This is a genomic window from Rhizobium sp. 01T444 (assembly GCF_056398305.1).
The window spans coordinates 1-12,173 of the sequence record NZ_JBFTPD010000034.1; the positions used below are offsets into that span (position 1 = coordinate 1).

Genomic DNA, 12,173 nt, shown 5'->3' on the forward strand with positions numbered 1-12,173 from the left:
AATGACCCGCTCCGCCACGCTTCTGGACAGAAGCCGCTCGGTCTCGGAGGTGACGTTCAGCGGCGCATTGTTGCCGGCATCGCCGGTGCTCAGCGCGGTTGCCAGGGGCTTGTGGATCATCAGCCGTGACCCGGCGTGATAGCTCGGCTTCAACCCCGATATCAGCACGATGGAAGCCGCCATCAGCACAACCATCAGCGCCACAATCATCACCATCCGGCGACGGAGCAAACGTAATCCCGATGTCAGATCGAACTCCTCCGATTTCATCTCCGTCTGAAACCGGGGTTCATAATGCACCGCCGGGAGCGGGACGTTGCGATCTGGCGGAAAAGTTGAAATTGTCATTGTGCGCTAACCCTTGCTTGAGGTTGCGCGGAGATGGTTTCGTAGAGTTTTTCCATCGACCGCATATATGCCTTCATGCTGAAATGGTTGAGATAATGGGCACGCGCCCTGGCCGACAGGTGGCTGCGGACATCTGGATCAGTAACCAGTCTCGCAAGGGCCGCGGCCAGAGCGTCCTTGTCTCCGACAGGGACGAAGACACCGTTTTCGCCGTCGGAGATGACCTCGTCGTGCGCTCCAACGCGGGTGGTGACAACAGCAAGCCCGTGGGAAAGTCCTTCGAGCACCGCCATTGCCAGGCCTTCAGCATGCGAGGGCAAGACCAGGATATCGGCGCGGGCGCACAGCGCGCGGGCCTCGTCGGCGCCAAGCCATCCTGGCATCTCCACCAGACCTGAAAGGCCCATGTCCGCAGCCTGGCGGCGATAATCCTCTACAGGCCCATCGCCGGCCAGCACGGCGCGCCACCGAAGGTCTTTCATGATCGGATGGCTCAGGGCGAGCAGAAGTTCCGGAACGCCTTTGCGTTCGCTCAGCCGACCAAGGAAAACGATCAACGGCGGTTCGCCGGCACGAACATTGTGCGCGCCGGGATCGGGAACGCAATTGCGAGCGATCACGAGGCGGTGCTCATCTACGCCCAGAAGTGTTGCGAGTACCGTGCGATCCCGCTGGCCCAGCGCCACGACGCAGTCGGCACGCTGAAACATCCGGCGTATGAGCGATTGCTGACGCGGCGAGCGTGCAGCAAAGTCGCTGGCATAGTCGTAGTCGTGCAGGTGCAATATGTGAAAGCACCCGAGCAAATGGGCAACCTCGGTCAGGATCAGTTTTCGGGAGGTGCTGCCGCGGCCCGCAATATGGATATGGTGAATGCGTGTTGGATCGACGATTCGATCCTTTGCCATTGTCAGGATGGCGCCGAGCAGGCGCAGCGACGACGTCGCCGCCGACCATCGAGGCCCTCTTGTGTCGGTGACAGCATGTTCTGCCCCGCCTTCTTTCGCCGTGCTGGTTATATAACCGACCAGCCTGCCAATGCCGCCGCCGTTCTCGCAGCCACCCGGAACATAGTGGCGGACGCTTGCCGTGTTTCGCATCGACAGCTGATGACCATCCGTGCGCACCTTCATCAGCATGATCCGACCACCTCGCGATRAACGGCTGCGGCCCGGGCGCCGACCTGTTCGGGCGAATTCGCTCCTGTGGCCCATTCGAGTGCGCTGGCGCCGAGATTGTTTCTAAGCTCGCTATTGTCAGCCAATATCCGGATGGCTTTTGCGAGCTCTTCCGCATTGCCCGGCGGGACCACCATTCCCAATCCGTTGGGCTGAACGGTCGCTCGCAATTCGCCCACGTCAGTCACGATAACGGGTTTGCCGAACGCCGCAGCAAGGTTGAGCACGCCGCTTTGGGATGCTTCGGTGTAGGGAAGGACGACAATATCAGCGTCCAGGAAAAGCTGGGCGACCTCCTCGTCTTCGATAAAGCGGTTGCGAATGTCGTAGCGGCCGGCTTCGCCCATCAGTCGCTTGAAGACCCAGGGGTCGTCGCCGCGACCTGCGACCGTAATGTGCAGATTGGGGAGCGCATCCTTGAGCATCGCCTCGGCGCGGATCAGATATTCCAGGCCCTTGTAAGCGAAAATCCGTCCAAAGAGCAGGACGCGCAAAGTTCCGTCAGTGGTACGTCGCGCCATCTTCTGCCGCCGCGCGAGTTCCGCATAGCGATGGATAGCGGGATGCGACAGGACATGGACGCAGTCCGGGGATTTTGAATATCGATCGAGGACCATCCGCTTCAGCCCCTCGCCATGCACGACGACATGCCCCGACTGCCTCACCATCAATTCCGGAGCCCAGCCGGGCAGCGTGCGCGTATCGGAATCGCCGGGATGCACCTCCACATCATGGACGGTGGTCACGAGCGGAATCGGGCGCCAGAACGGTGCGGCAAAGTTCAGCCACAGCGTGGAGTTGCTCAAGAGATGAATGAGGTTCGGCTGCTCGTGCCGGATGAGACGCGTGAGCTGATGCAGGAACCAGGGATTGGCAAGCGAGCGGTGCCGTGGCCAGTCCAGAAGGTGAAGATCGACGGCCGGATCGAACCAGGAAGCGAGATGCGCGTAGCGCCGGCGCGGGACGCCAAGGACGACCGGCATGTGTTGGGCAACGCCGCTCGCGAAGGCAATGGTGTAGTCTTCCAGTTCAGAAACCAGCAGCAGTGCCTTCATTTGGCTGCCTCCGACAAGCCCACGTCCCGACTGGGGCGAGGAAGGTGGTAGGCGCTACGCAACGCGTCGCGCGTCCGCCGCAGCAGGTTTGGTTCTCCAGCGAAAAGCAGCCCTTCGACAGCAAGCCTGAGCCGGGTGCGCGCATTGACGCCATCCAGCTCTGCTGCCGCCATCTGATAGGGATAGTGATCCGAGAGACGGAGCCTTGCCGGCAAGTCGTGGAATGAGAGAAACCGGTTCGTCGCTTCGACACTACGCTGCCAATGCGCCATTCGCCTTTTCAGCATGGAGACATCATCGACTGGCCGGTACCAGTTGTTGCTATGAATTCGGTAGAATCCAAGTGAGTCCGGCAAGGCGGCAACGTCGCCCAGAAATGGATAGATCCCCGTGAGCCATGCATCGGCGGATATGCGGAACTGTTCGGGAATAGGCCCTGCAGCATCCCACGCGCTGCGCCGTACGGAGATGGCCGATGTCATCGGGAAGGGCCACCAGCCGGCCGATTTGGTCAACTGCGGCGACAGGTCTCCCGAACACAGGGTTCGGGGGATCGGCTTGAGGGTCGGGGAGCCATCGATCGAAGTTGGCTGAAGTCGGTGGTAGACAAGCGATACTTCGGGATGCGAGCGAAAAGCCGCTTCCGTCGCCGACAGCTTGCCCGGTGCCCACCAGTCATCGGCATCCAGAAAACAGAGGATGCCGCCGCTGCTGAACTTTACGGCCGCGTTGATCGCGGCCGCCTGTCCCGAGTTCTCCTGAAAGATCACTTTCACCCGGCTGTCATAGGCTTCCAGAACGGAACGTGACTCGTCGCTGGACCCATCATCGACGACGATTATCTCGACGTCGGCAATCTCCTGGCTCAAGACGCTGTCGATCGCATGCCCGACAAAGCGACCGTAATTGTAATTGTTGATGAGAACGCTGATGCCCTGCCGCTCCATGACACCCTCTCAAGCGGCTTGCTGCGCTGCACCGCGGTGCAGCAACATGATCATGATCGTGTCCATTGGGAGCTCCATGATGGCGACATCCAGGGCATCCCTCCGCTTGGCCGGGATATCGCATGGAACTGGAAAGGTCGCCGCCAAAAATGCCGGGACGGGTGACGCTTCCATCATGTAATGTGCAGAACTAGGACCAGAACGCGAAACCATAGGAATCCCAACCTCTAAGCGTCAACTACGAACAATCAGCCTGCGCCGGAACCATTGCCTTACGTCATCAGAAACTACTGCCCAGCCATGTCCTTTGCGCTATGCATTCCTTTCCAAGCTACCGGTGAATGGACACCCGCAACATCTGCTCTTATTGGCAATCCCCTAGACCCTGGCCGCCACCCTTTGGGGGAGGCAACCGCTGAGGGCGTAAGTGCAACCCGCTCCCTGGATAGTGGGTGTATGCTTTAGGCGTAGATACCGCCGCTACCGGGTTAGTTCCTTGCGGATGCGGTCGGATTGTTGTGAGGCGGTTTTGATGTCGCCGACCTACGTTGCCGGCGGCGACGGTATCAGGATCGCAGTCAAGCTGATCGAGCGCGCCGCACTGTTCGGCACCGCCAGCGGCTCACCGCCCGACCGGAGTAGCCCTGCGCACCATTTTCGATGGTGCGCAGTCATGGCAGGCACGATTGTGTACATTGAGATCAGTGCCTGAAGGCCGGATGTGGTTAGGCAGGCGCCCCGATAATCGGTGGAACAACGTTGTTGACAGCGAGCTGTGACAGCACGTCCGCACTGAGCGTTCCCCGAACGCCGGGATGGCGATGGCGGCCTTCCTCGGCATAGGAGTATGTCTCCGCATCTGATGGACCGAATGTCATGAAAACCGCGACGCGGTCAGGCGTTCTGCTGAGCCGTCGAATGATTGATCGCGTCACGGTGAATGCCTTCTGAACGTCCAGGCGAAGCAGTGGCCCGATCCGCTCGAAGAATTTGCGTAGGCTCCTGTCAACCAGTGTGGGCATCTGCCCGGCATGTTCGATGCGCACGTCGAAGATAATCGCATCGCCCGCCCGTACCCCAAGGCCCTTCGCTGGCAGGCTCTGGACCAAACCCTTGAGATGGGATCTCGGTCGCACCTTCAATGTGGCGTTCGAGTTCTCGTTCTGGTCCTGCAGGTAGAATGCGATCTTGTAGACCCTGAAGCTCTCGTCCGAGAAAATACTTCCATCAACGCAGCGAGGATGGTGAGGGACGTCATTATGCCACGACGATGTCGTGTTGATCATGAGATCGCATTCGCCTGTAAGAACGACATCGAGCGGTTGCGTTATTTCCTTGAGGCGATTGAGGATCGTATCGGCGGTCATAAACCTGGCGACTTCGTCCACGGCATACATGGCGTGAAGCTGGAATTTGCCGCCGTACAGATACTTGCCGCCGGACCTCAGATATTGTTTGGCAACCCGCCTTAATCTTTCCACCTGCTCAGGCGCCAGGACATCCCTGATGACGATATAGCCATCAGAGGTCAAATCGTTCTGCAGCTGGTTGGTCATGCTGGGCGCCTTTGAAGGCTCTCTGGTCGGCACCCGGAATTCGTCTATTGAATTCACCCCTGTTGAATTCACCATTGTCTCTCTCCCCGGCTTTATCGCGCTCAAACCTCCCCAGCTTTGGCCGCGCTAAAGCGACTGTCTTCTGCGGCAGCGCGAAGGTCAAACCGCTCTTTTGGGGTAACGCTTATCAAAAAGAGCAATCAGGCATACCCCGGGGACACTGCCTTACTTCGAATATTGTAATTCATTTCTATACAGAACGCAGAAATGGGAAGTCTTTCTACGTCCAATAGCTGCAGCTGCAAGTATGGAGGCAACAGGCTTGCCAGCATATTCTAGCTACAGTTTCAGTTGGCAAAAGCGTAGGTCATGAGAAATTCACCAGCAGACAGAAACCAAACTTCAGTCCTTGATCCAAAGGGTTCCCTGAAGTGGACGAATGTCCTTGGTGTTCGAGTTTCCGCAGTCAATCTCAAAAGCGCGACCGGGCTTATCGAAAAGGCGATTGAAGACGGCAGGAGAGAATATGTGTGCGTTCGCGACGCGCACGGTGTCGTGCGGTGTCAAAAAGATCCCGAGCTTCGGTCCATCCATAACCGGGCGTTCCTCGTAACCCCCGACGGCATGCCGTTGGTATGGGCACTGAAACACGCTGGTCATGTGGAAAGCGACAGGGTCTACGGACCCGATCTCATGTTGTCCGTTTTCACTGCCGGCAGCTCCAAAGGCGTGCGCCACTTCCTTTATGGCGCGACAGCCGAAACGCTCGAGCAACTGCAAGCGCGCCTTCTGGCAAAATTTCCGCAAGCACGGATCGTTGGCTCCTATGCGCCGCCGTTCCGCCAACTGTCGGTGCAGGAGGAAACAGATATTGCCGACCGGCTCAATCGGTCGGGCGCCGATATTATCTGGGTCGGGTTGAGCACTCCCAAGCAGGAGCTCTGGATGGCGCGCATGCGCGACCGTCTGGAGGCACCGATGCTCATCGGTGTCGGCGCTGCCTTCGATTTCCACGCCGGCCTCAAGCGCCAAGCTCCAAGGATCATTCAAAGAAGCGGCTTCGAATGGGTGTTTCGTCTTCTATGCGAGCCGCGACGGCTGTGGCGGCGCTATGCGCTCGTCGTGCCGACCTTCATCTCACTGACTGCCTTCCAGAGACTGGGCCTTCGGAAGTTTCCGATCGAAGACGCCGTTTCTGGATTGGGTACGTCGGGACAGAGGCCGTAGAGGAGTAAAAGCATCATGTCCTCATTTGCGCCGTCAGCGATAACATCGGGTCCGTCGAAGACATCCGCCACAAATGACATGACGTCGCGGGCAATTCCGGCAGGTTCCGTGCCACCGATAGCAGCCAGGACCGCCGATCCCCTGGGGCAGTCCGAGCTGAATATGCCGATTGCGCTGCGGCGCCGGCTTCCTCGGCTTGCAACGTCGTCATTCCTGGTTGCCGGCGACATTGCAAGCTATCTGGTTGCCTATTTTACTCTCCTGTCCTTTCTTCCCAGTGGTTCGGAGAGCACGGTTTTGGAGCGTGCTTTCACCCTGGCAGCGCTGGCTGCGATCGTTCTTTATGCATCGGCCGGCCTCTATCCCGGATATCGGCTGCACGACCACGAACATCTGCGGCGGCGCACGATGGCTGCCGTCAAGGTGGCTGTCCTGGCGGCATTCGGAGCAATCATCCTACCGGAAGGGGAACGGCTGCTGCTTGCCATCATTGGCTTCCTCGGCCTCGGGCTGGTCGTTCAGCCATTCATGCATTGGTTCGCACGAGGCCTGTGCTGGAGACTTGGAATCTGGGGGGAGCGCGCGGTGATCATAGGGGGCCGCAATCTTCTCCCCACGCTCATGGCGCATTTCAAGGACCATTGGCAGTATGGCATCAGGCCGGAGCCCTTTTCCCCTGAGACGTCGGAAGCATCGCCCGATGGCGGGCCATCCATTGCCCTAATTGCGGGTGACGCGGGCTCGCTTGTACCCGATCTGGCGGCGATGCGCGGGAAGTTCGCCGAAGTCATTCTCCTGTCCGATACGCCGAGCCTCAAGATCAGCGGCTTGCGACCTGCGGATGTCGGCGGAGAGATCGGTATTCGCCTCACCACCGGTGGGAGTTCGGTCAACACGGACCTGGTTCGCCGGATCCTCGATCTCGCAATCGCCATCCCTGCCGCAATCGTGGTTGCGCCCTTCATCGCGGTTGCGGCCGCCGCAATCTACGCCATCGATCCCGGACCCGTCTTCTTCCGACATGCCAGGGAAGGTCTGTCCGGCAAGCCGGTGCACGTCCTGAAACTGAGGACGATGTACAGAGACGCGGAACAGCGCCTCGAGGCATTGTTCCGAGAGAACCCCGCCATGCGGGCCGAGTGGTTGGCCCACTTCAAGCTCAAGGACGATCCGCGCGTCCTGCCGGTTATCGGACATCTCCTGCGCACTTCAAGCTTCGACGAGCTCCCGCAATTGGCGAACATCATTGCAGGCGAGATGGCCATCGTCGGACCGCGTCCGTTTCCGGAATATCACCTCCTGGCCATGGACGGTGAATTTCGAAACAAACGCCGTTCAGTAACGCCGGGGCTCACGGGCCTTTGGCAGATATCCGAACGAAGCAATGCTGATATCGAGCTGCAGCAGCAACTCGACGAGTTCTACATCGACAACCGGTCCCTGTGGTTCGACTGCCAAATTCTTCTCAGCACAATCCCTGCGGTCTTCAAGCGCAGGGGAGCCTACTAACCATCCTCGTTTCTGCGGGGCAACCATCAACAACGGAGCACACCAATGCACGGACAAAAGCGAATTATGGTAACCGGCGGCACCGGCTTTCTGGGGTCATTCCTGTGCGAAAGGCTCTTGCGCGAAGGCAATGATGTCCTCGCCGTAGATAATTACTACACCGGCTCGCGCGACAACGTGCTGCATCTTCTCGACGACCCACGCTTCGAGATCCTTCGCCACGACATTACCTTCCCGCTTTATGTGGAGGTCGATGAGATCTACAATCTCGCCTGTCCGGCATCTCCGGTCCATTATCAGTTTGATCCCGTTCAGACGGTCAAAACCAATGTACACGGGGCCATCAATATGCTTGGCCTTGCCAAACGCACCAAGGCGAAGATCTTTCAGGCCTCGACGAGCGAAGTCTATGGTGATCCGGCAGTCCATCCTCAGCCCGAGGAATATCGAGGCAGCGTCAATCCCATAGGGCCGCGGGCATGTTATGACGAAGGCAAGCGGTGTGCCGAAACATTGTTCTTCGACTACCATCGTCAGTATGGCGTGGAAATCCGGGTGGCGCGGATCTTCAATACCTACGGGCCGCGCATGCAGACCAATGACGGCCGTGTTGTCTCCAATTTCATTGTTCAGGCGCTTCAAAACGAACCGATCACCATCTTCGGCAACGGCACGCAAACGCGTTCGTTCTGCTACGTGGACGATCTGATCGAGGGTTTCATCCGCCTGATGGGCGCGCCGGCCGGTGTCACAGGCCCGATCAATCTCGGCAATCCGGGAGAATTCCAGGTCCGGGAACTGGCCGAAATGGTCATCGAAATGACAGGATCGAAATCAAGCATCGTTTACAAGCCTCTGCCGGTCGACGATCCGACGCAGCGCAAGCCGGACATCAGCCGCGCAAAGCAGGACCTGGGCTGGCAGCCGACGGTGAATCTGCGTGAGGGGCTTGAGAAGACGATCACCTATTTCGAGTGGAAGCTTTCTGGCGGAACCAGGAGCATGCCTGGCGTCCGGCCCCCGCAACCGGCTTACACCCATCTGCCCACCCCGGCCGTCGGCCTTCCTGTTCAGGAAGCCGTGTCGATCGGGACGTGAACAGCAACGTCGATCATAARGCGAAGCTCGTTTTCTTTCGATGGGATGGTGCCGGAAACATGAATGTGCATAGCATACCAACAGGAGCCGCCCCTGTGGGCGCAAAACAGCGGTTAGGGCCTATCGTCTTTGCAGTCGATGCGGCCTACGCCGTTCCCTTGGCGACCGCCCTTAGATCGGTCGCCGAGAACAACGGAAGCGCATGGCCCCTGGATATCCATGTCATTCATGAAGGAATAGGCGAAGAAACCAAGCGACGGATCTTTGATTCTCTGCCCGCAAACTCTGCCGTCATCCAGTGGCATCCCATCGGTACCTTATCCTTCGCGAGCGGATTTTCCACTCGCCCCGGCGTCTCGAAGATGACCTTCGCAAGGATACTTCTGCCGCAGTTCCTCCCGGAGACTTGCAACCGGGCTCTGTATCTGGATGGTGACATCCTCGTGCTGACGGCGCTCGAACAGTTGTGGAATATCGATCTGGGCGAGGCAGTGATCGGGGCCGTACCGGATTACTGGCTGGACAATGTGGTGAGCAGCGGCCGGGGTGCTACAGGCGGCGCTCGAGTCGAGCGCTACTTCAACGCCGGCATTCTTCTTATCGACCTTGCAAGATGGCGAACCGAGCGAATATCGGAACGGTCTTTGGACTATCTCGATCGCTTTCCGACCACTGAATATTCAGATCAGGACGCTCTCAACGTCGCCTGCGACGGAAAGTGGAAAGTCCTGGACCGCGCCTGGAATTTTCAGTTCGAGCCTACGCAGGCGCTTGCTCGTATCACTCTCGAGCATAAGCCCGCGATCGTTCATTTCGTGACCAATGTGAAGCCCTGGAAATCAGGAAGCTTGAGCCCGAATGTCGCATTTTACGATACGTTTCGATCCCGGACCCGTTTTGCGCTCACGCGTCGGGAGCGCGTTCAGAGCGGCTTGAAGCGTGCAGGCTCCCGGCTGCTTGCCCGATCCGCCTTCTTGAGAGCTGCATGGTCCTGCACGAAATCGGCGATACGGGCGCACGCTTCAACGTTGGCGCGAGTGAAACGGCGAGTGAAGAACACATAAGAGCGAAAGCAAGCCGAATTCAGGGTGTCATGAAATGGCCCGAACGAAACGATTGCCTGCGGAGGAATAAGTTTGCAACGTGTTGATGTCGTAATTCCCTGCTACAACTACGCTCATTTCCTGCAGGAATGTGTTGAAAGCGTTCTTTCGCAAGCCAATGTCGATGTGCGCGTCCTAATTCTGGATGACGCCTCGCCAGACAACACGCCGGAGGTCGGAATGGCCTTGGCATCCCGGGACAAACGGGTGGCCTATAGGCGGCACACGGTAAACAAGCGCCACATTGCCACCTACAATGAGGGGATCGAGTGGGCCGGCGGCGACTTATTCCTGCTTCTTTCCGCAGATGATTATCTTTTGCCGGGCGCGCTGGGCCGCGCCGCGGAGCTTATGCACAATCATCCGGATGTAGGTTTCACGTTCGGGAACGCGCTCATCGCTGAGTCAGATGGCATCATAACCAAGCGGGTCGATCCTCTCGGAGACAATAATGTGCCTGCCATGCAGGTCTTGTCCGGTCCGCAGTTCATGCGGTTGAGCGGAGCAAGCAACCTAGTTCCGACTCCGACGGCCGTCGTGAGAACGACACTGCAAAAACAGGTCGGCGGCTACCATAAGGAGCTGCCGCATGCCGGTGATATGGAGATGTGGCTGCGGCTCGCATCACATGCCGGAGTGGGTTACATCAACGAAGACCAAGCAGTATATCGCAGACATGCTTCGAATATGTCGCTGCAATACTATGGACAAAGTATTCTTCCCGATCTCCGGCAGAGAAAACAGGCTTTCGATATTCTGTTTCGTCAGGGCGCAGATAGCCTCAAGAAAGACGAGAAACTAAGACGCTTTCTTGCCAAGGATCTCGGGAAAGAGGCGCTTCGACTGGCCGGCATGGCGTTCAATAATTTCGATGTTGCTACAGCCGTGGCTATTCAGCGCTTCGCTCTGGAGGTTTCCCCCGAAGTGCGAAATTCTTTGCCCTGGATCAAGTTGGTCTGCAAGCAAACCATCGGGCCCAAATACTGGTGTGCCTTGAATTCTATTGGGCGACGAGTTGCAGGATGAGTGGTTCATCTGGTTCATCCGCAGGGCACGGAAACAATAGCCGATGGTTGAGCGCTTGATCGCTGCTCATGCCAAGACGGGGATGTACGGCAGAATCGGAGATCTTCGACAGTTTCGAACGCGCTATGGCGACGTCAGATATTCGGGTAAGCGACAACGGGTCCGAGGTGCCGCGGCTTAAACAGAACCCCGGTGGCCTTTTGGTCTGCGCCACCGGGATAAGCTAGAGCAAGAACGTGCTTGCGGCATGTGAAAAGCTTTGATCGGACGACGGCGTCAGCACAGCGTCTTATTTGCGCTGAAGCCGGAAATACCACCCTGAAACAGATCATTTAGCTTGAACACAACTTCCGTTCTGTTCGTTGCTTTGACCTTTTTCATGATATTGCGAACATGTACCTTGACGGTGCTTTCTCGCAGATTGAGCTCATAGGCGATGATCTTGTTCGCCTTTCCGCGCCGAAGTGCCTCTACGACTTCGGCTTGACGATCCGTGAAGATCCCGGCCAGCGGACGAGCGGTGGTGTTGCTGGACTCCAGCAGGTGACGCATAGCGAATAGCGTGCTTGCAGGCACAAAAACGCCGCCCGCTACCGACAGCGCGATCAGCTCCATGCAGACGCTGATGCTGACCGAAGCGGGTATGTAGCCCTTGGCCCCGTATTCGATCGCCCTCACGATTTGGCCGAAATCGTCGCTGTCAGCCAATATGATGACTGGTATCGCCCCGAATTCCGCAGCAAGGCTCCTGATCTGCCCAGAAACAGAGGGCTCATCGATCTTCTTGCCGCCAATGTTCAGGAGGATTGCCGAAAGCGGCGGATATTCGTCGCATTTCTGCTTCCACTCCTCGACGCTTCCGAATGCCAGTATAAGTAAATCCGTCTTGTAGGCGGCCATGCACTGCGCGAGGCATTGCCGATCAAGTTCACGGTTGTCGAGGATAACCAAAGAGTGCTTTGGCCTCGACTGTAAGCTCAAACCAGTAGAACTATTCTCTACCTTAAGTGGAAGAGCTACATTTTCCTGCCTAAGGTCTAAATTTGGTACAAGCGCTGAATTCACTGCTTCATCCTCCCCAGCCGAGTTTCTCTACGCCTCAACAACAACCGAACACTCAAGCCCT

The 12,173-nt window shown here is 57.8% G+C and carries 11 protein-coding genes and 1 pseudogene; 6 read left to right on the forward strand and 6 right to left on the reverse strand.

Annotated features, from left to right (window positions below; translation table 11 throughout):
* From AC1DTN_RS31245 to AC1DTN_RS31260, 4 genes and pseudogenes are all read right to left on the reverse strand, one after another.
* Positions 1 to 348 (reverse strand): annotated as a pseudogene (locus tag AC1DTN_RS31245) (exopolysaccharide biosynthesis protein); the annotation flags it as partial.
* Positions 345 to 1,481, reverse strand: coding sequence for a glycosyltransferase family 4 protein (locus AC1DTN_RS31250; RefSeq protein ID WP_442207500.1), 1,137 nt, complete (start codon positions 1,479 to 1,481; stop codon positions 345 to 347). The pseudogene AC1DTN_RS31245 and the gene AC1DTN_RS31250, both read right to left, overlap by 4 nt.
* A complete protein-coding gene (locus AC1DTN_RS31255; RefSeq protein WP_477924077.1) occupies positions 1,481 to 2,581 on the reverse strand; it encodes a glycosyltransferase family 4 protein in 1,101 nt (366 codons plus the stop codon). Before AC1DTN_RS31255 ends, AC1DTN_RS31250 begins: the two co-directional genes overlap by 1 nt.
* Positions 2,578 to 3,528, reverse strand: a complete 951-nt coding sequence (locus tag AC1DTN_RS31260) for a glycosyltransferase family 2 protein (protein ID WP_113321740.1) — start codon at positions 3,526 to 3,528, stop codon at positions 2,578 to 2,580. The genes AC1DTN_RS31255 and AC1DTN_RS31260 overlap by 4 nt, the downstream gene beginning before the upstream one ends.
* A gap of 532 nt (positions 3,529 to 4,060) precedes the next feature.
* On the opposite strand from AC1DTN_RS31260, the gene AC1DTN_RS31265 reads away from it, so the two are divergent.
* Positions 4,061 to 4,240 carry a hypothetical protein gene (locus AC1DTN_RS31265; protein WP_113321739.1) on the forward strand — a complete coding sequence of 60 codons (180 nt, stop codon included), beginning with the start codon at positions 4,061 to 4,063 and terminating at the stop codon, positions 4,238 to 4,240.
* Positions 4,241 to 4,253: 13 nt separating this feature from the next.
* Here AC1DTN_RS31265 and AC1DTN_RS31270 read toward each other — a convergent pair whose 3' ends face one another.
* Positions 4,254 to 5,084, reverse strand: coding sequence for a phytanoyl-CoA dioxygenase family protein (locus tag AC1DTN_RS31270; protein WP_439018033.1), 831 nt, complete (start codon positions 5,082 to 5,084; stop codon positions 4,254 to 4,256).
* Between the two features lie 369 nt (positions 5,085 to 5,453).
* Between AC1DTN_RS31270 and AC1DTN_RS31275 the strand changes: the two genes are divergently transcribed.
* The 5 genes from AC1DTN_RS31275 (at position 5,454) to AC1DTN_RS31295 (ending at position 11,047) form a co-directional block, all read left to right on the forward strand.
* Positions 5,454 to 6,311 (forward strand): WecB/TagA/CpsF family glycosyltransferase, encoded by an 858-nt coding sequence (locus AC1DTN_RS31275; protein WP_442207437.1) that lies wholly within the window; start codon positions 5,454 to 5,456, stop codon positions 6,309 to 6,311.
* A gap of 15 nt (positions 6,312 to 6,326) precedes the next feature.
* Positions 6,327 to 7,820, forward strand: coding sequence for a sugar transferase (locus AC1DTN_RS31280; RefSeq protein WP_442207438.1), 1,494 nt, complete (start codon positions 6,327 to 6,329; stop codon positions 7,818 to 7,820).
* 45 nt (positions 7,821 to 7,865) lie between these two features.
* Positions 7,866 to 8,918 (forward strand): UDP-glucuronic acid decarboxylase family protein, encoded by a 1,053-nt coding sequence (locus tag AC1DTN_RS31285; RefSeq protein ID WP_442207439.1) that lies wholly within the window; start codon positions 7,866 to 7,868, stop codon positions 8,916 to 8,918.
* 59 nt (positions 8,919 to 8,977) lie between these two features.
* Positions 8,978 to 9,982 (forward strand): glycosyltransferase family 8 protein, encoded by a 1,005-nt coding sequence (locus tag AC1DTN_RS31290; protein WP_442207501.1) that lies wholly within the window; start codon positions 8,978 to 8,980, stop codon positions 9,980 to 9,982.
* 72 nt (positions 9,983 to 10,054) lie between these two features.
* A complete protein-coding gene (locus AC1DTN_RS31295; RefSeq protein ID WP_442207440.1) occupies positions 10,055 to 11,047 on the forward strand; it encodes a glycosyltransferase in 993 nt (330 codons plus the stop codon).
* A gap of 276 nt (positions 11,048 to 11,323) precedes the next feature.
* Here AC1DTN_RS31295 and AC1DTN_RS31300 read toward each other — a convergent pair whose 3' ends face one another.
* Positions 11,324 to 12,112 carry a response regulator transcription factor gene (locus AC1DTN_RS31300; RefSeq protein ID WP_113321733.1) on the reverse strand — a complete coding sequence of 263 codons (789 nt, stop codon included), beginning with the start codon at positions 12,110 to 12,112 and terminating at the stop codon, positions 11,324 to 11,326.
* Positions 12,113 to 12,173: the final 61 nt, after the last annotated feature.